The organism is Mucilaginibacter sp. P19, assembly GCF_050632265.1.
GTDB lineage: Bacteria > Bacteroidota > Bacteroidia > Sphingobacteriales > Sphingobacteriaceae > Mucilaginibacter > Mucilaginibacter gossypii.
In genome coordinates this window covers 4,192,024-4,209,955 of the sequence record NZ_CP192586.1, presented here as the reverse complement: position 1 = coordinate 4,209,955, position 17,932 = coordinate 4,192,024, and the positions used below count along the sequence as shown (strand labels likewise).

General features: G+C 42.9%; 17 protein-coding genes. 12 read left to right on the top strand and 5 right to left on the bottom strand.

What is annotated here, in order from left to right; genetic code table 11:
- Nucleotides 1-50: 50 nt before the first annotated feature.
- The 4 genes from ACQ86K_RS20430 (at nucleotide 51) to ACQ86K_RS20415 (ending at nucleotide 4,456) form a co-directional block, all read left to right on the top strand.
- Nucleotides 51-1,073, top strand: coding sequence for an alpha/beta hydrolase family protein (locus tag ACQ86K_RS20430; RefSeq protein ID WP_091162223.1), 1,023 nt, complete (start codon nucleotides 51-53; stop codon nucleotides 1,071-1,073).
- Between the two features lie 383 nt (nucleotides 1,074-1,456).
- Nucleotides 1,457-3,874: a glycoside hydrolase family 3 N-terminal domain-containing protein gene (locus ACQ86K_RS20425; RefSeq protein ID WP_091162225.1), complete on the top strand. Its 2,418-nt coding sequence runs from the start codon at nucleotides 1,457-1,459 to the stop codon at nucleotides 3,872-3,874.
- A 142-nt stretch (nucleotides 3,875-4,016) separates the two neighbouring features.
- Complete coding sequence (locus ACQ86K_RS20420) at nucleotides 4,017-4,145, top strand: hypothetical protein (protein WP_431198647.1); 129 nt, start codon at nucleotides 4,017-4,019, stop codon at nucleotides 4,143-4,145.
- Complete coding sequence (locus ACQ86K_RS20415; RefSeq protein ID WP_431198646.1) at nucleotides 4,136-4,456, top strand: DUF695 domain-containing protein; 321 nt, start codon at nucleotides 4,136-4,138, stop codon at nucleotides 4,454-4,456. The genes ACQ86K_RS20420 and ACQ86K_RS20415 overlap by 10 nt, the downstream gene beginning before the upstream one ends.
- Nucleotides 4,457-4,494: 38 nt before the next feature.
- On the opposite strand, the gene ACQ86K_RS20410 is transcribed toward ACQ86K_RS20415, so the two are convergent.
- Nucleotides 4,495-5,325 carry a sterol desaturase family protein gene (locus tag ACQ86K_RS20410; protein WP_091162229.1) on the bottom strand — a complete coding sequence of 277 codons (831 nt, stop codon included), beginning with the start codon at nucleotides 5,323-5,325 and terminating at the stop codon, nucleotides 4,495-4,497.
- Nucleotides 5,326-5,597: 272 nt separating this feature from the next.
- Between ACQ86K_RS20410 and ACQ86K_RS20405 the strand changes: the two genes are divergently transcribed.
- The 8 genes from ACQ86K_RS20405 (at nucleotide 5,598) to ACQ86K_RS20370 (ending at nucleotide 11,666) form a co-directional block, all read left to right on the top strand.
- Nucleotides 5,598-6,239: a DUF2071 domain-containing protein gene (locus tag ACQ86K_RS20405; protein ID WP_431198645.1), complete on the top strand. Its 642-nt coding sequence runs from the start codon at nucleotides 5,598-5,600 to the stop codon at nucleotides 6,237-6,239.
- 34 nt (nucleotides 6,240-6,273) lie between these two features.
- Nucleotides 6,274-7,137 carry a helix-turn-helix domain-containing protein gene (locus tag ACQ86K_RS20400; RefSeq protein ID WP_091162233.1) on the top strand — a complete coding sequence of 288 codons (864 nt, stop codon included), beginning with the start codon at nucleotides 6,274-6,276 and terminating at the stop codon, nucleotides 7,135-7,137.
- 96 nt (nucleotides 7,138-7,233) lie between these two features.
- Nucleotides 7,234-7,773 (top strand): carboxymuconolactone decarboxylase family protein, encoded by a 540-nt coding sequence (locus ACQ86K_RS20395; protein WP_091162235.1) that lies wholly within the window; start codon nucleotides 7,234-7,236, stop codon nucleotides 7,771-7,773.
- A 90-nt stretch (nucleotides 7,774-7,863) separates the two neighbouring features.
- Entirely contained in the window at nucleotides 7,864-8,481 is a 618-nt protein-coding gene (locus tag ACQ86K_RS20390; RefSeq protein ID WP_091162904.1) for a pyridoxamine 5'-phosphate oxidase family protein, read from the top strand.
- 64 nt (nucleotides 8,482-8,545) lie between these two features.
- On the top strand, nucleotides 8,546-8,971 hold the full coding sequence (locus tag ACQ86K_RS20385) for a VOC family protein (RefSeq protein WP_091162237.1): 426 nt from the start codon (nucleotides 8,546-8,548) through the stop codon (nucleotides 8,969-8,971).
- An 8-nt stretch (nucleotides 8,972-8,979) separates the two neighbouring features.
- The gene (locus ACQ86K_RS20380; RefSeq protein ID WP_091162239.1) at nucleotides 8,980-9,513 is read left to right on the top strand and encodes a hypothetical protein; all 534 of its coding nucleotides are present in this window, start codon (nucleotides 8,980-8,982) and stop codon (nucleotides 9,511-9,513) included.
- 18 nt (nucleotides 9,514-9,531) lie between these two features.
- On the top strand, nucleotides 9,532-10,224 hold the full coding sequence (locus ACQ86K_RS20375) for a DUF4288 domain-containing protein (protein ID WP_091162241.1): 693 nt from the start codon (nucleotides 9,532-9,534) through the stop codon (nucleotides 10,222-10,224).
- 209 nt (nucleotides 10,225-10,433) lie between these two features.
- Nucleotides 10,434-11,666, top strand: coding sequence for an ROK family protein (locus ACQ86K_RS20370; protein ID WP_091162242.1), 1,233 nt, complete (start codon nucleotides 10,434-10,436; stop codon nucleotides 11,664-11,666).
- Between the two features lie 109 nt (nucleotides 11,667-11,775).
- Here ACQ86K_RS20370 and ACQ86K_RS20365 read toward each other — a convergent pair whose 3' ends face one another.
- From ACQ86K_RS20365 to ACQ86K_RS20350, 4 genes are all read right to left on the bottom strand, one after another.
- Entirely contained in the window at nucleotides 11,776-12,627 is an 852-nt protein-coding gene (locus ACQ86K_RS20365; protein WP_091162244.1) for a hydroxymethylglutaryl-CoA lyase, read from the bottom strand.
- 127 nt (nucleotides 12,628-12,754) lie between these two features.
- Complete coding sequence (locus ACQ86K_RS20360) at nucleotides 12,755-14,068, bottom strand: NAD(P)/FAD-dependent oxidoreductase (protein WP_091162246.1); 1,314 nt, start codon at nucleotides 14,066-14,068, stop codon at nucleotides 12,755-12,757.
- Nucleotides 14,069-14,304: 236 nt separating this feature from the next.
- Complete coding sequence (gene secDF / locus ACQ86K_RS20355; RefSeq protein WP_091162248.1) at nucleotides 14,305-17,295, bottom strand: protein translocase subunit SecDF; 2,991 nt, start codon at nucleotides 17,293-17,295, stop codon at nucleotides 14,305-14,307.
- A 115-nt stretch (nucleotides 17,296-17,410) separates the two neighbouring features.
- Nucleotides 17,411-17,893 carry a dihydrofolate reductase gene (locus ACQ86K_RS20350; protein WP_091162250.1) on the bottom strand — a complete coding sequence of 161 codons (483 nt, stop codon included), beginning with the start codon at nucleotides 17,891-17,893 and terminating at the stop codon, nucleotides 17,411-17,413.
- Nucleotides 17,894-17,932: the final 39 nt, after the last annotated feature.

Here is a 17,932-nt window from a genome sequence, read left to right as displayed (position 1 = left end):
TCTTTTTGACTCATTAAATGTCTTGTTTTGTGATATAAACGCTAAACATTATGTGGAAACAAACCTTCACCATGATTATAATTTTGCTGTCAGGCCATCTTGCGATTGCCCAAAACTTAGGCGAACGCACCCTCAATTTTAAAGATGAAAGCCGTAATAACCGCCCGGTGGTAACGGAAATCTGGTATCCAACTGGTGATACATTGAAGGCTGCTGATAAGCACTTTTCGCCCTTTTTACGACAGCCAACAGTTCGTAATGGTAAGCTTTCGGCAAATAAACTGCCGCTTATCCTGCTCTCTCATGGTACAGGCGGCGGCCGGTTAACTTTGGAGTGGCTGGCCCAGGCCATAGCAAACAGCGGTTGTATAGTTGCTGCTGTCGATCATTACGGCAATACGTATGATCATAAAATTCCTCTTGAATTTGTTAAGCCATGGGAACGCCCGCTGGATATCAGCTTCGCCCTTACATCCTTACTGAATAACCCCGAAGTTGGCCCGCTTATCGATCAGCAAAAAATAGGGGCAACCGGTTTTTCATTTGGAGGCTACACCATGATCGCTCTTGCCGGTGCAAAGCTCGATTTTGAACAGGCCCGCAATTATTATAAAACCACAGGCCGCAAAGAGCTGGAGATCCCTGAATTTCCGGGCTTAGTAAAATTACTGGACGATAGCTCCATGATCGCCGATTCCAAACATGTGCCCCCGCTAAAAGATAACCGGATCAAAGCATTCTTTTCCATATCGCCTGCCTTAGGCTTTGGCTTTACCCGTAAAGAGCAGGTAGCTGATATTAAAGGCGCCTTGTGTATTGTAGGCTCACAAAGTGATAGCATAGCCCCGGTTAAAACCAATGCAAGGCATTATCATCAGCTAATCGGTAAATCAAAATACAAAGAGCTGCCCGGTAAGGTAGGCCATTACGTAATGCTTGGCGAGGCCATTGACGCTATAAAAAAGGAAGCCCCGATATACTTTACCGATGATCCTTCAGTTAACAGGCATACCATTCATTCACAGATGGACAGTTTGGCTGTCGGCTTTTTTAAGACGTCGTTAAAGTATTAGCCGGCCGGTAAAATTTAACAAAACCTTATCATTAAGCTAAAAACATTTTTATCGTGCAGGAGTTGATAGTTAAATCTGAATCGTAGAATTTTTTCCTGCCGATACTATGAAAGCTTTTCGCGGCCTTTCCGGCAGATGCTATAAATGATTAGCGTTAAAATTAGAAGGTTCGCAAATGCCAGGCTGGATGAGTGCCTGTGAAATTAGGGCTACAGGTTACTTTAAGCTCATTTAAGAGTTAAATGTAATATATAAAGGTTGTGACTATGCAAGTGACAGGTGTAAACCTCTTCACTCAAACGATATAGTTAAAATATACGGCTCCGGGCATGGCTGCGCCCACACAGGTTTATATATTTGAAATTCCAACCCAATATAACCACATGAGAATTAACTATTATCTGCCGCGGGTATTTGTGGCATCTGCTTTATCCATTAGCTTTAGCCTGGCAGCCTCGGCACAGCAAAATAACATCTATCATAAAGGCTGGATAGATTTTAACAAGAACGGTAAAATGGATGTATTCGAAGACCCGTCACAACCGATTGATAAGCGTGTAGCCGACCTGGTAAGTCAGATGACCGTTGAAGAGAAAACCTGCCAAATGGCTACCCTTTATGGTTATAAGCGTGTGTTAAAGGACGAAATGCCCGTCCCTAACTGGAAAAATGAAGTGTGGAAAGATGGCATAGCCAATATTGATGAAGAACTGAATAATCTTACTTCGCATACTGATGATGCGCCTACACAATATTCATATCCGTTTAGCAAGCACGCTGCTGCTATTAACACCATTCAAAAATGGTTTGTTGAAGAAACACGTTTAGGGATCCCGGTTGATTTTACCAACGAGGGTATCCATGGCCTTAACCACGATAGGGCCACGCCATTACCCGCGCCAATATCCATAGGTAGTACTTTTGATAAGGAACTGGTATACCAGGCGGGTAAAACCGTTGGCCGCGAAGCCAAAGCGCTGGGGTATACCAATGTTTACGCCCCCATACTTGACCCCGCCCGCGACCAGCGCTGGGGCCGTGTGGTTGAATGTTATGGCGAAGACCCTTTTCACATTGCCGAAATGGGCAAGCAGATGGTGCTGGGCATCCAGGAAGGCGGCGTAGCGTCAACCCTTAAGCACTTTGCTGTGTACAGCGTGCCTAAAGGAGGCCGTGATGGCAGTGCCCGTACCGATCCGCATGTCGCTCCGCGCGAAATGCACCAACTATATTTGTATCCCTTCCGCAGGGTGATCCAGGAGGCGCATCCAATGGGGGTAATGAGCAGTTATAATGATTGGGACGGCGTACCAATAACTGGCAGCTATTACTTCCTTACGCAGCTTTTACGTCAGCAATTTGGCTTTAATGGCTATGTGGTAAGCGATAGTGAGGCTGTTGAGTTTCTCTATTCAAAACATCATGTTGCTGCCGATTACAAGGAAGCTGTAAGGCAGGCTGTTGAGGCTGGCCTTAACGTGCGTACAAATTTCACTATGCCGCAAACCTTTATTATGCCTTTGCGCGAGCTGATCAAAGAAAATCGCATCTCCATGAAGATCATTGATACCCGTGTTGGCGAGGTATTGAAAGTGAAATTCAGGTTAGGTTTGTTTGATAGCCCTTATGTTAAAGATCCTAAAGCTGCCGATAAAATAGTGCACATCGATGCAGATAAAGCCATGAGCCTGAAAATGAACCGCGAGTCGATGGTATTGCTGAAAAATGCAGGCAATCTGCTGCCGTTGGATAAAAAGAAATATCCTAATATCCTGGTAACTGGTCCGCTGGCTAAGGAAACTAACTATGCTGTGAGCAGGTATGGTCCATCGCATAACCCGGTTATTACAGTGTTTGACGGCGTTAAAAATTACGTAGGCAGCGATGCCAAAGTAAGCTATGCTAAAGGCTGTGACATGATTGATGCTACCTGGCCGGAGAGCGAAATTATTGAAACCCCGCTAACCGCCCAGGAGCAGGCGGGCATTGATTCGGCGGTTGCACAGGCTAAACAATCGGATATTGTGATTGCTGTGGTAGGCGAGGATGTTGACCGTGTTGGCGAAAGTTTATCGCGTACGGGTTTAAACCTGCCGGGCAGGCAATTGAAGTTGATCCAGGCTTTGCAGGCTACCGGAAAACCTGTGGTAATGGTGATGATCAACGGGCAGCCGCTTACCATCAACTGGGAAAATAAATACGTGCCGGCCATACTGGAAGCCTGGTTTCCGAGCGTACAAAGCGGGCAGGTGATTGCCGAAACCTTATTTGGCGATAATAATCCCGGTGGAAGATTGCCGATCACTTTCCCAAAAACAACAGGTCAACTGGAATATAACTTCCCTTTTAAACCATCGTCACAGGCAGAGCAGGGCGGACAGAACAGCTGGGGTAAAACAAGTGTGAAAGGAGCTTTGTACCCTTATGGTTACGGGTTAAGCTACACCACATTTGAGTACAGCAACCTGCAGGTATCGCCCGAAAAAGGCAATTCTCAGGGACTTATACAGGTTAGCGTTGATGTAACCAATACCGGGCAGCGCAAAGGCGATGATGTGGTGCAGCTTTACCTTAAGGATGAGGTGAGCAGCGTTACTACTTACGAGTACGATCTGCGTGGCTTTGATCGCATTACACTAAATCCCGGCGAGAAGAAAACAGTACAGTTTACCTTGCACCCTGATGATTTGGCCCTGTTGGATAAAAATATGAATTGGACTGTAGAACCCGGTAAATTTGAAGTTATGATAGGTAGTTCATCAGTTGACATTAAACTTAAGAAGGAGTTTGAGGTGCAATAAATCAACTATAAACATGTCAATATATCAATCGTTACGAAGCGTTTGAAGCTTCGTAACGGTTTTTAAAGAATATCGTTAGTCTGCAGTGATTTCAAGTATCTCTTCCCCGGTTTTTTTATAACTTCAGCCTAAAATACAACCTATGATCTTAGACGATACCTGGGTATCGGTTGAAGCCGTATCCGACGATGATATTCCGTTGCTGGTCCGCTACAGACCCAATTTATCAAACTTTTTGAAACCGGTGTTTACCTGCAGCGGATGGATGTAACCTGGAACTATGAATCATTTGATCCGTCATTATTGCCTTCGGCTGATGAAATGTTGCTGATGGAACAGGTAGAGGATGCTTTAGTCGATCTGCTTGAAGATGATCATCAAAGCATACTGGCCTTCGTATTTACCGGCGAAAACGAACGCTGGTGGGCCTGGTATACCACAGATATTGATGAAGCAGGCGACAGGTTAAACGATGCTTTATCCGAATTTGATGAACTCCCGATTAATATCACGGTTATTGACGACCCGGAATGGGAAGAATATTTTGGTGTAATGGAAGATTTTGGAGAGGATGGGGAGTAAACGATTGCCCCCGGTTAAACGATTGCCCCGGTTAAACGTTAATTCTGATGCCCGTTTGGCCGTTCCAGCTTTTGAAATGGTATTTTAAGAATGTTCACAAACTTGCCGGTTCTTTCTTTATCCATATGGGTATCAATGCCAAAGCGGATATCTTCCTGTTCAAGTTCGCCAAAAGTACCGAAAAGCCTGTCCCAGATGCTTAATACATCACCATAATTACGGTCGGTATGTGGTAGTTGATAATGATGGTGTACATGGTGCAGGTTAGGGGTTATAAAAATCAGGCCAACAATTTTGTTAACACGTTGTGGTAACCTGAACTCGGTATGGGCCAGGATATTAAATAATGATTGAAAAGTTTGCCTCAATACCAAAACGCCAATTGCCGGGCCGCAAATAAATACCCAAAGCATTAAGCAACAGGTGCGCACACAGGTTTCGCCGGGATGTTCACGTACTGTGGTTGAAACGTCGACGTGAAGATCACTGTGATGTACGAGGTGAAATTTCCAAAGGGGATCTATTTTGTGCATTACCACGTGATAAACGTATTCGCAAAGGTCAAGCAGCATGAAAAGGCTGATGTAATAAACCCACTTATTGTGATGACCGGGTATGTAATTGATCAATCCCCAATGATGTGTATTGGTCCAGCCTACTATGATTAAAACAATGGTAGTAAGTAATAGCTGGATAGGGAGAGCGGTAAAAATGAACAGGAGGTTGGTTTTGTTATGTTGCCAGCGTTTTTTTACCGAAATACCTGATGAAAAAACAACTTCCATCAGCCATAATGAGCATATGATTAAAGCATATAAAGCAACTTGCACAGCATCCTGATGCCGGTCGAGAAATTGGGTAATAGTCATTCTTAAATTAGTAGGGTAATCGCCTTTGATATTAGAAGGCAATTAGAATGCAATATCTTTTTTTGAATGAATGTTTGATGAAGTATGTTAAGCGGTTGTTAATGTACTGTGAATAGAAGAGGAGCAAATTTGACAGTATAATTTGTCCTGGGTTATCCGAACGCTGAAAAATCATTATAAATTTATCATATGAAGATTCCGAAAATTACCGGCATAATTGACAGGCGCATATTAGTGAACTTTACCGCGGATGCGGACATAGCAAAAAAATAGTGCCGCCGCCCTTTACTCCCAAGCTTGTTAACGGCAAAGCTATAGCAGGGATCTGTTTGATCAGGCTTAAGCAGGTTCGCCCTAAAGGTATGCCTGCTTTTTTAGGCGTAGGTTCGGAAAATGGCGCACATCGAATAGCCGTACAATGGGAGGAAAACGGGGAATTGAAAGAAGGAGTTTATATACCTCGACGGGATACCTCGTCCTTATTTAATACGATTGCAGGTGGCAGGGTATTCCCCGGCAGACATCACCAGGCCAAATTTGACGTTAATGAGCACGACGACCAATATCACGTGGCTTTCACCAGTTCGGACGGAACGGTGATTAGTGTGGATGCAAAAGTTGCTGATGAACTCAATCCGGGTTCGATATTCGGGACGCTTGATGTAGCTTCTGATTTCTTTAAGGCCGGGGCAACGGGATATTCACCCAATGGCAATAAGTATGAAGGGTTAGTGTTATATACCGATAACTGGAAAGTACAGGCGCTCGAAGTGAGTGCTGTTAAATCAAGCTTTTTTGAAGATGAAAGCATTTTTCCGAAGGGTTCAGTAACGTTTGACAATGCGTTACTTATGACCAATGTTCAGCACGATTGGTCATCCGGCTGCGATAAACCGATGGTGGTGAGCGCTTAATTATTACTTTTAAATATCTTTGCGTTTGCGCAAAATGAAACTATCAGCTACAGAACAATCTACAGGCGGCGATCTGCTGCTGCTTATCAATGAAAAACATTTCGACAGGATGTTTTTTACCCGCGATCGTCAGCATAAATACCTTACCATAGCCTGGAACCGTGGCGAAAAGCAAACTGTAACCATTGATGAGGTGGATTATGATTTTCAGCCCAACACCGTTCTGCCCCTAATGGTTAACCAATCTTTCCGTTTTGAGCGGCCTGAAGATATAGTAGCCTGGCAGTTTAACCGCGATTTTTATTGCATTGTTGATCATGACGAAGAAGTAAGCTGCGTAGGCTTCCTGTTTTATGGTAGCTCCGACCAGGTATTTGTTACCCTTGATGAAGCCATGCAGTTTAAATTACAGCGCCTGCTGGATATTTTCATTGAAGAATTTGAAACAGCAGATAATATACAGATAGACATGCTCCGGATGCTGTTGAAGCGGCTTATCATTATCGTGACGCGCCTTGCCAAGGCGCACAGCGGGCCTCGTGAAGTTTTGGCCGATGAAAAATTTGGTACCATTCGTAAGTTTAATTTGTTGGTGGAGAATAATTACCGTGAACACCATACCGTGGCTTATTATGCGCAGCAGTTAAATAAATCGCCTAAAACGCTTTCCAACCTTTTTGCCCTGTATAACCATAAGACGCCTTTACAGGTGATACAAGAGCGTTTGATTATTGAGGCGAAGCGCCTATTGTATTATACCGATAAATCGGCTAAGGAAATTACTTATGAATTGGGCTTTGATGACGCGGCTTATTTTAGCAATTTTTTTAAAAAACACACCTCATTTTCACCAACCGATTTCAGAAATAATAAGGTTTTAGTTGCCGAAGGGAAATAATTACAAGTACCCGGGAAATTTGCCCATTCCGCAGGGCTGCTAAAGTTGCCACTTTTGTATTGTTAATTCAAAACAACAAAAATTAACATTACAAAAATGAAAACTTTCGCAATTCCAACAAGAGAACAAGTTACTCCAGAAAATCAGGCTATATTTGATACATTAACAAAAGTAGTAGGCCGCGTGCCAAACCTGTTTGCAGTTTTTGCAACTTCAGATCATGCGCTGGCTAACTATATAACCCTTTCAAACGGTAAAACATCATTACGTGCTAAAGAAAAAGAAGCTGTAAACCTTATCGTAAGCCAGGTAAATGATTGTGCTTATTGTTCTGCCGCACACACTGCCATTGCTAAAATGAATGGGTTTAATGATGACCAGATCGTTGAGATCCGTGGTGGTTCAGCTTCGTTCGATGCAAAAATTGATGCTTTAGTTAAGGTAGCTAAATCAATTACCGAAAATAAAGGCCATGCCGATCATCAACTGGTTGAAAACTTTTACGCTGCCGGTTATACACAAGCTAACCTGATTGATGTTGCCGTAGCTGTTGGCGATAAAACCATTACCAACTACGTATACGCCTTAACAGAGGTACCAGTCGACTGGCCTGCTATCCCTGAACTGGTAAAATAATACTTCTGATTTATAATTATAGTTTACACCCTTATGCCCGCCCTGCACTGCAGGGCGGGCATAAGTATTTATCTTAAAATTGTTTACATTATGAACTTTGCACGTTTTGCTTTTACTGATGGTGTTAAAAAGCTGCAGGAAAAATATGGCAGCCGTAGTAGTTATGCCCGTATGGAAAGCCTCATGGCTGATAAAGATGGCATTACCGAACCTGAACAAATGTTTATTGAAAGCCGCGACAGCTTTTATATGGCCAGTATAGGCGAAAACGGCTATCCATATATTCAGCACAGGGGAGGGCCGGCCGGTTTTATTAAAGTGATAGATAACCATACGCTTGGCGTGGTCGATTTCAGGGGAAACAAGCAGTACATTTCGGTTGGTAACGTAATGGAACATCCGCAGGTGTCTTTATTTTTGATGGATTATCCGCATAAAACAAGGCTCAAGATCTACGCTGACGCCCGCATTGTTGAGCTTGCCGACAATCCTGAACTATTTGACCTTATTGATCCCGCTGAGTACAAACATACGCCCGAAAGAATGCTCATCTTCGATGTAAAAGCGTTCGACTGGAATTGCCCGCAGCATATTACGCCGCGCTACACCGTTGATGAAATTAAGGAAGCCTTCGCCCCGCAAAATGAGTACGTACTTAAACTCGAGTACGAAATAGCAAAACTTAAAAAGCAACTGGAAGAAAAATAAGCTGCTTTGATAAATAGGCCGCAATAGTTTACCTTTAGTGCTGCCAACAGCCAGAGGTAAACCGATGAACAATAACCAGCAAATAATCCCTATGCTTGCCTATGAAGATGGCATCGCGGCTATGAACTGGTTATGCGATGTTTTTGGTTTTACTGAAAATATGCGGATGACGGATGCGGCTGATCGCCTTGCTCATGGGGAGCTCAAAATGGGCGAAAGCCTGGTTATGCTAGCCGAACCCTCGCCTCACTATCAGGGGCCATTACATCACGCTCAAAATTGTAATATCGCCGCAAAATGGAGCAGTGTTCCATATATTATTAACGGGGTTTTGGTGTACGTCGATGATGTTGAACAGCATTACAGAACTGCTAAAAGTAAAGGTGCAAGGATATTAAGTGAATTGGAATATGGTTTCCCCGGCACCCGCTATCGTGCTGCCGACCTGGAGGGGCAGCGCTGGATGTTTATGCAAATTGAAAGAGATTAAACCTCCTTATGACTACGCTGCTCCATTTATTGTTTGTTGTAATTAAATCATCCATTCTTGGGTTGTTTTATACCCCGGTAATCTGGTTTTTATGGATGCTGTTTTTAAAAGCACAGAAAAAGTATACCAACTTTAAATGGCTCAGTGTATTTGCAGTTTATAAAATTGTCGGTATATCATTAATGGTGTTTTCCTTTACCTATTATGGCGATCATGGTCTTGGTGATGAATCCCGGATCCCTTTGGGGCATGGAGAAGCTATGGAGGAGAGCGACCAGTTTGCTTATTTTGTGCCTAAAGGGAAAAGTAAACAAATCCTTGTGGATACCTATCTTTTAAAAGGCGATAATCTTTGCATGTCGGTTGATTCGGGATATAAAGTTTATAATTTAAGAACTAAAGGTGTTGTTAATTTCAGTGATGAGCCAATGTATAATGCTTTTGCTGTTTCGTACGGTTTACCACTATCGCGGCAACTAAAAGATTTTAGATCGCAGTATGATGAATACTGGAGCGGGTGGCGGTTTTGGCTGCTGCCATAGAACTCAATCAGTTATTTTATGGCAGAAATTCACGCATTAAAAGATTGGGCTTTAGATAAAAAGGTTTCCAATAATAAACGCTTTGCCGTAGTCAAGATAGTTCTCCAATACCCGGAGGAGGATCTGTATATCGACCTTAAGCCTAAGGAACGTATTAAGGCAATAAACAAAAGCTTCAGGGATAATTGTAAAAAACTTATCGCTCTTGATCTGTTTGAAAGTTTTGAAATTTCAGATCATAAAAAAAGGCCACAAGCTGTTATTGCGAAGCTAAAATATAGCCGGCTCAAAGATATTGCCGCACTTAACTATATTGCGGGCATCTGGATCCAATCGATAGATTTTGCAGAGCCCTTAGGTAAAGAAAAGGTATTAGTCGACAGGTATTTTTGTGTAAAAATGACTGTTGTTGTTGAGGAAGAGGGAGTTTTATCTAAGAAGCAGCAAATTGAAAAACGCTTTGTACTTATTAAAGCAAAATCAAGTGAGGATGCTTATGAACAACTGGAAAAGCGGGAACATGAATACACGCGGTCTTATTTAAATCCATACGGACGGTTTGTGAGGTGGCGTATTGATAGTTATGAGGATTGTTATGAAACTGATATTGAGTCACCTGCTGACCTTGATAATCCCGCTGGTGTCGAGGTGTATTCCAAACTCTCAACAAGAAAAAACACAGACCGAAGAGCCTGGGATGGTAAATTTTAATCAAAACTTTCGCTTATTTTATATCGTACACGGATATAATAGATATTTTTGTACGTTGTAGGCAAATGGTGTATTAATAGTGTCCATGTACTTACAACAGGTTTAATACTGTAATATTTACAGTTGTAGTTAATAACTTTATTTTTAATTTTATAAAATTCAGAACACTAAGGTGTTGCCTGTTATAAACCAAACTATAATAATTGTTGATGGAACTTACGAATAAAGGGGTAAAGGGCAGCCAGTTAAAAAATATGATCATTAAAAGGCTTTATTTTAATAAGGCCATGTCGTGTGCAGGATTAAGTGAGTTATTTGATAAAAGTATCCCGTCTATAGCCAAAGCTATAAACGAGTTAATGCACGAGGGTTTTGTGGTTGAACAGGGGTATGCCCCTTCGAGCGGCGGCCGTCGCCCGTTAATGTATTCGGTAAAGTCAAGCGCTATGCATATTTTAGCTATCGCGCTCGATCAGCTCACCGCCCGTATCCAGATGTTTGATCTGCTGAATAATCCGGTTGCCGATATGCTTACCTTTGAGCTTAAACTACTCAATAACCCCGAGGCATTGCCGACGCTGGTTGAGCAGATTAATAACTACATAGCAAACAGTGGGGTCCCTAAAGATAAGATTGCCGGAATAGGCATCGGTATGCCCGGCTTCATCAATATTACCGAAGGTATCAATTACACTTACCTTGACGCCGGCGGACAAAGCTTAACTGCTTACCTTACTTCCAAAACAGGCATCGCCACTTATATCGATAATGACTCGAGCCTTATAGCACTTGCCGAACAAAAATTCGGTATAGCCAAATCTCAGCAGGAAGTTATGGTAATAAACCTGGGCTGGGGTATTGGCCTGGGGATGATCGTAAATGGAAAACTGTTCCGCGGTCACAACGGTTTTGCAGGCGAGCTAAGCCATATCCCGCTATCGGAAGATGGTTCCCTTTGCGAATGTGGTAAACGTGGCTGCCTGGAAGCCGAAGCATCATTATTGGTAGTTGCTCAAAAAGCCATAGCAGGTATCAAAAAAGGCCGTGTAACCAGCTTAAAATATAATGAGGAAGATCACTCCAAACTAATGGGTGATGCCTTGATAGAAGCCGCCAATAATGGCGATCAGTTTGCGATTGAACTATTATCGGATGCGGGTTATAAAATAGGGAAGGCCCTGGCCATTCTTATCCATATTATGAACCCCGCCATCATTGTATTAAGTGGTCGCGGGGCTAAAGTTGCCAAGATACTGATGGCCCCGATACAACAAGCCCTTCACAAGTACTGTATCCCGCGCCTGGCAGGCGGTACCGAACTATTAGTATCTGAACTTGGATTTGATGCTGAGTTAATTGGTGCGGCTGTGTTGGTAATGGAAAACTTTGACAGAGTGGTGAAAAATAAAGCAGCTAAAGCAACTAAGCACGCCGCGGCATAAAGAATGGTCTGAATCAGAATTTACAGAATTTTTAAATTAGCAGAATTAATTTCTTTGCCCTGGTATGCAAGCTTCAATTCTGTAACTTCTTAAGTTCTGTAAATTATGCTCAGGCAAACACCCTTCCCGAGTAATCCATCGCTTCTTTAAATTTATCCATATTAAGCCCTGTGGGCTCATTTTGTATTTTAAGATAACCTATCAGGTTTTCGGTGGCAATGTTGCCTGTGAGATCGTCTTTGGCCATTGGGCAGCCTCCGTAGCCTTTTATTGCAGTATCGAAACGCTTGCAACCGCTTTGGTAGGCTGCGGCTATTTTTGGCTGCCATGTATCAGGAGTGGAATGCAGGTGAATGCCAAACTCGGTATTGGTGAATAAACGGCAAAGGTTGGGGTAAATGCCACTGATCTGTTCTGCATCCGCAATACCTACGGTATCCGCAAGAGCGATGTTTTTTATTCCTTCTGCTGTCATTTTTTCTGCCCAGTGTTCAATGATGCCGGTATTCCATTCATCACCGTAAGGGTTTCCAAAACCCATGGAAAGATAAACTAACAATTGCTTGCCGTTTTTATGGCTCAATTCATTTATCCGCTGTACGGTTTCAAAAGCCTGCTCAATGGTTGAGTTTGTATTTCTAAGCTGAAATGTTTCGGATATGGAAAATGGATAACCAAGGTAAGTGATCTCTTCATGTTTAGCCGCGTCTTCTGCCCCGCGATAGTTGGCTATAATAGCCAATAGCTTTGAGCGAGTATTACTCAGATCGAGTTTTTTTAATACCTCCGCCGTGTCCTGTAACTGGGGGATAGCCTTGGGTGATACAAAGCTGCCAAAATCTATCGTATCAAAACCCACCTGTAAAAGCAGGTTAATGTATTCCGCCTTTATATCGGTAGGAATAAAATCATGAATGCCCTGCATGGCATCGCGGGGACATTCGGTTATTTTGATGCTCATTTTTGGAAATCTTAGGTTTTAAGTCTTAAGTCAAAAGTCATCAATTTAGTTTACAAAACGCTAAACTTCCAACTTAAAACTTTTGACTTAAGCCTTAGAACCCGAGACTTTAGACTCCGGACTTAAGCTAATCAACCGTATTAGGCAAATGCTGATCCTCAGTTAAGCCTTCGCGCTCAAATTTGCGGATAATAAGCCTTGTACCGCCATTATAGGTTACATAGCTCGATACCCAGTTAATGAATACAATCACCTTATTACGGCCGCCTAAAAGCGATATCAGGTGCACAAACATCCATACAAGCCATGCAAAAAATCCCTGGAATTTTACTTTGCCCAAATCGGCCACCGCCTTATTGCGGCCAATAGTTGCCAATGAGCCTTTATCGTTATACTTAAACGGTGAGGTTTGTTCGCCGTTAATGATATGAATGATATTTTTAGCCACGTGCTGGCCCATTTGTATGGCTACCTGCGCTACGCCGGGGTGTCCCTTAGGGGTTTCATCGGTGATCATGGCTGCAACGTCGCCAATTGCGAATACGTTGTTAAAGCCGGCAACGCGGCCTATGCTATCCACTTTTATTCTATTTCCACGTTCAATAACCTCTTTATCAAAGCCCTCGGGCACAACACCCATAACCCCGGCACTCCATATCACATTTTTGGTGCGAATGCTTTTACCGCCTTCAAATTTGATTTCCTCGCCGTTGTAGCTTTCCACCTTTACGCCGGTTAGCACTTCAACACCCATATTGGTCAGGAAGGTGCGGGCCGCGTTGGATGCCTGGTCGGAGAAGGGGCCAAGTACTTTCGGTAAAAAATCGACCAGGTACACCTTCATGTCCTCCTTTTTAAGTTCCGGGTAATCTTTTGTTAAAACGTGGTTACGGAGTTCGGCCAGTGAGCCTGCAAGCTCAACACCCGTTGGGCCAGCGCCTACCAGTACAAAAGTAAGGTAGGGATCGCGCTCGGCCTTGCCTACTTTAAGCAGGGCCTCTTCAATGTTCTGCAAAATAGAATACCGGAGGTTCAACGCCTCAGGGATCGACTTCATCGGCATAGCATAATGCTCGATGTCTTTATTCCCAAAAAAGTTGGTCGTTGAGCCTGTTGCTATCACCAGGTAATCATAAGCTAAATTGCCTATAGTGGTTTCGAGTATGTTATTTTCCGCATCCACCCTGGTTACTTCCGCTATCCTGAAGCGGAAATTCTTTTGGCTCGCAAAATTTTTCCTTAATGAGAAAGCTATCGACTCCGACTCGAGGCTACCCATAGCAACCTGGTATAAGAGGGGCTGAAAAGTATGGTAGTTGTGCTTATCCAGCATCAAAACGTCTACAGGTTTGTCCTTTAGTTGTTTTGCTACCTGCAGGCCGCCGAAGCCGCCGCCTACGATCACTACAAGTGGAAATTTTGAATTATTTGATGTGTTCATTTATGCAGGTTGATATTTAAAATCTATTCTTTTACAGGCAATACTGCCCGCATATGAAAGTAGCACAATCACCGTGCCGCCAATGCCGATTTGTATTGAAATACAGTGCAATTATACTTCATTGATTACGATATGCAACACCATCTGTCGGTTGTTTTGTTTTTTTTAATAGCAATAGATGATAACAAAAAAGGCCCCAAATTACTTTGGAGCCTTTTAACAATTTATCCTTTTTCTTATTTAAGGTCTTTCTTTCCAAAGTCAACGATTACTGGTGTTGCCACACAGATCGACGAGTATGTACCGAAAAGAACACCGATCAATAACGCAAATGAGAAGCCTTTGATCACGTCGCCACCAAAGATGAATAATACCAACAATACGAATACCACGGTTAATGCTGTGATAATTGTACGGCTTAATGTACTGTTGATGGCCCTGTTGATAACCTCTTCTGGTTTTTCGTTTTTGTTAGAGTGATCAAGGAATTCACGGATCCTGTCAAATACTACCACGGTGTCGTTAATTGAATAACCAATAACCGTTAATATAGCCGCAATAAACGCCTGGTCAATATCCAGTGAAAACGGAAGGAAGCCATTGAACAATGAGAAAAACGACAATACCAATAAGGCATCGTGAGCAGTCGCGATCATCGCTCCCAAGCTGAACTGCCATTTACGGAAACGGATCAGGATGTAAGCCGAAATCACAAAGATGGCGAACAATACGGTGTAAATAGCTGATGTTTTTAACTCATCGGCAATAGTAGCACTTACTTTTGAACCACCTAAAATGTTGCTGTCGGTAATTTTAGTTTCAGCTTTAGCAGCTAATGTGCTAACAAGGGTTGCCCTTACCTTGGCATCGGCAGCTGTTGAGTTATCATTGAACAGATAGTTGGTAGTGATACTGAATTTATCGGTACCCATGGTTTTAACCTCGGTACTGCGACCTAAAGTGGCGTCGATAGCATCGTGGATCTGCTCGGTAGTAACGTTTTTGTTAGGGAAGCTAACAATATAGTTACGGCCGCCTTCAAAATCCACACCGTAGGTAAAGCCGCGGGTGAAGATAGATATCAAACCTGCTGCAATGAATAAGCCTGAGAAAATGTAGAACTTGCCGCGGTTTTTTACGAACGCGAAGTTTGCATTTTTAAAGGTATGTGAGCTCCAAGGGTTAGAGAATTTGATATCCATGCCTTTGTCAAGCATCCACTCAAATATAACCCTTGAGATCAGCAATGAACAGAACAATGAAGTAGCGATACCAATCATCAATGTAGTTGCAAAGCCCTGAATAGGACCTGAACCAAATACAAACAGGATCAAGCCGGTAAGGAAGGTACTGATCTGTGAATCGAGGATTGAAGGCAAAGCATGTTTGAACCCATCGGCAACAGCAACCCTTAATGATTTGCCAAGGCCAAGCTCTTCACGCACACGTTCATAAACCAGTACGTTGGCATCTACCGCGATACCGAGGGTTAATACGATACCTGCAACACCTGGCACAGTTAATACCGCGCCTAAACTGGTCAGTACACCCATCAGGAAGAAGATATTGATGATTACTGCAACTACCGCTACAGTACCTGCACGGTTATAGTAAGCGATCATGAAGATCAATACCACAACTAAGCCTAAGACACTTGAAGTTATGCCTGCAGAGATAGCCTGCTCGCCTAATGACGGACCTACAATTGACTCAGACACGATGTGAGCAGGAGCCGGCAAACGGCCTGCTTTTAATACGTTGGCTAAGTCGCGCGTATCATCAATGGTAAAGTTACCGGAGATTGATGATACACCGCCCGAAATTTCGTTTTGTACGGTAGGAGCAGAGTATACGTTATCATCTAAAACGATGGCGATAGCTTTTTTGTTGGTGCCTGATGATGCTTCGGCCGTAACGGCACGCCATTTTTGAGCACCTTCTGAGTTCATGATCATCACAACCTCAGGGCTGCCTTTCTGGTCGTTATCAGCACGGGCGTCGTTAATTACGTCGCCAGATAATACCGGGCCATTTTCGGCACCTGTAAGTTTGATAGCGTATAACGCGAAAGTTTTGGTGTTTTTAATAGGTTTTACTTCCCACAAAAATTTGATGTTACGTGGAATAACTGCTAAAACATCTGCACTGTGCAGGTATGAATTTACTTTAGCAGTATCCTGAAGCGGAGCATAACCAACAACAGGGCCCTGGCCTAATTGCTGCTGGCCGTTTGCACCCTGGCCAACGTTTAATGACATTACTGCAAACAACGGGTGTTGTGCAGCTAATTTTGTTTTGCTTAATGAAGCAGCTGAAGTATCGTTTTTAGCGGCATTTTTCTGAACCTTGCTTAACAATGAACCACCTTTAGCTGTATCAGCTTTTCCGGCTGCAAGTTTAGCAGTGGTATCAGCTTTCGCTGATTTACCTGTGTCCGCTTTGGCAGTTTTGCTTTTTGCAGCAAGCAGGTTGTCAATATTGATCAGGTATTGATATGCCTCAGCATTATCAAAAGTTTCGTAAAACTCCAGTTTCGCAGAACCCGAAAGCAATTTACGAACACGCTCTGGTTCTTTAACGCCTGGCAACTCAACTAAAATCCTGTTTGAGCCTTGTTGCAACTGGATGTTTGGTTGGGTTACACCAAACTGGTTGATACGGGTGTTCAAAACAGTAAATGATTGTTTAACCGCAGTTGAAGCCAAATCCTCAAGATAAGTTTTAACCTCACTATTTGAAGCGTTGAACTTCAGGTGGTCCTGGTTATCTTTTGTTGAAAAGATAGCGGCAAGTTTACCATTGGGGTTTAGCTTTTCGTACTCGCTTACAAATAAAGCGATGTAATCTTTTTGGTTGGTTTGAGCATTTGCCTGCAATTTATCGGCGTTAGCCAAAGCCTGGTTAAAAGTAGCATCAGGATTGTTGTTGGCAATTTTCCTAACCAGCTCATCAAGCTGGATCTGCATGGTAACGTTCATGCCACCCTTAAGGTCAAGGCCTAATGCAATTTCCCTTTGCAATACATAAGCGTAATCATGTTTTAATAGCGGATAAACCGGTTGATTGGAAATAGAATCCAAATAAGCTTTTTCTTTCTCAGGATCTCCCTTTGAGTATACTTTGGCATCCTCCCTAACCTTATGGGCCACCCACGTAAATGATAGCTGGTATAAGCACACCACTGCCAGTAGTATGGCGAAAAATTTAATAACCCCTTTGCCTTGCATCGAATTTGTAATATGTAATAAATTAGTTTATAAGCTTTTTTCAATAAGGCAGCAAATCTAATAAAATTTCGTAAGCACAAAATTTTAAATTAAAACAAAATCATGACAAAGAATGTTAGCGACGCTCAAGTGTGATAAACGAATATTTATACTTGTTTTTTTCGTCGGGCTCAAAATCTTCACGATCTTTTTCCTGCCACTCATCAGGATTTAACTCCGGGAAGAATGTATCCCCCTCAAAATCCTGGTCAACAATGGTGAGATATATGCGGTTTGTAAGCGGGATAGCCTGCCGGTAGATCTCGGCCCCGCCAACAATAAAAACTTCATCCTCGGTTTTGCAAAGCTCAATAGCCGCTTCAATGGTTGGCACCACCTCGCAACCATCGATACTGATGGCTTGCCGGGTAATAACAATGTTGCGGCGCCTAGGCAATGGCTTACCAACCGAATTAAAAGTTTTACGTCCCATGATCACGGTATGCCCCGTAGTAACATCTTTAAAATGTTTTAGATCGTTAGGCAAATACCAGAGTAATTTATTGTCTTTACCGATAGCGTGGTTTTTGGCTATGGCTACGATGATGGATAGTATCATTTCTTGCAGGTCATTAAGTCATTGGTCATTGAGTCATTT

What these genes read in the sequence shown, in the direction of transcription:
- ACQ86K_RS20415 (WP_431198646.1), top strand. Translation starts at nt 4,136, where the DNA reads ATGGATGTAACCTGGAACTATGAATCATTTGATCCGTCATTATTGCCT.
- ACQ86K_RS20410 (WP_091162229.1), bottom strand. Translation starts at nt 5,325, where the DNA reads ATGACTATTACCCAATTTCTCGACCGGCATCAGGATGCTGTGCAAGTT.
- ACQ86K_RS20365 (WP_091162244.1), bottom strand. Translation starts at nt 12,627, where the DNA reads ATGAGCATCAAAATAACCGAATGTCCCCGCGATGCCATGCAGGGCATT.
- ACQ86K_RS20395 (WP_091162235.1), top strand. Translation starts at nt 7,234, where the DNA reads ATGAAAACTTTCGCAATTCCAACAAGAGAACAAGTTACTCCAGAAAAT.
- ACQ86K_RS20430 (WP_091162223.1), top strand. Translation starts at nt 51, where the DNA reads ATGTGGAAACAAACCTTCACCATGATTATAATTTTGCTGTCAGGCCAT.
- ACQ86K_RS20420 (WP_431198647.1), top strand. Translation starts at nt 4,017, where the DNA reads ATGATCTTAGACGATACCTGGGTATCGGTTGAAGCCGTATCCGACGAT.
- ACQ86K_RS20390 (WP_091162904.1), top strand. Translation starts at nt 7,864, where the DNA reads ATGAACTTTGCACGTTTTGCTTTTACTGATGGTGTTAAAAAGCTGCAG.
- ACQ86K_RS20350 (WP_091162250.1), bottom strand. Translation starts at nt 17,893, where the DNA reads ATGATACTATCCATCATCGTAGCCATAGCCAAAAACCACGCTATCGGT.
- ACQ86K_RS20380 (WP_091162239.1), top strand. Translation starts at nt 8,980, where the DNA reads ATGACTACGCTGCTCCATTTATTGTTTGTTGTAATTAAATCATCCATT.
- ACQ86K_RS20370 (WP_091162242.1), top strand. Translation starts at nt 10,434, where the DNA reads ATGGAACTTACGAATAAAGGGGTAAAGGGCAGCCAGTTAAAAAATATG.
- ACQ86K_RS20360 (WP_091162246.1), bottom strand. Translation starts at nt 14,068, where the DNA reads ATGAACACATCAAATAATTCAAAATTTCCACTTGTAGTGATCGTAGGC.
- ACQ86K_RS20400 (WP_091162233.1), top strand. Translation starts at nt 6,274, where the DNA reads ATGAAACTATCAGCTACAGAACAATCTACAGGCGGCGATCTGCTGCTG.
- ACQ86K_RS20385 (WP_091162237.1), top strand. Translation starts at nt 8,546, where the DNA reads ATGAACAATAACCAGCAAATAATCCCTATGCTTGCCTATGAAGATGGC.
- ACQ86K_RS20425 (WP_091162225.1), top strand. Translation starts at nt 1,457, where the DNA reads ATGAGAATTAACTATTATCTGCCGCGGGTATTTGTGGCATCTGCTTTA.
- ACQ86K_RS20375 (WP_091162241.1), top strand. Translation starts at nt 9,532, where the DNA reads ATGGCAGAAATTCACGCATTAAAAGATTGGGCTTTAGATAAAAAGGTT.
- secDF (WP_091162248.1), bottom strand. Translation starts at nt 17,295, where the DNA reads ATGCAAGGCAAAGGGGTTATTAAATTTTTCGCCATACTACTGGCAGTG.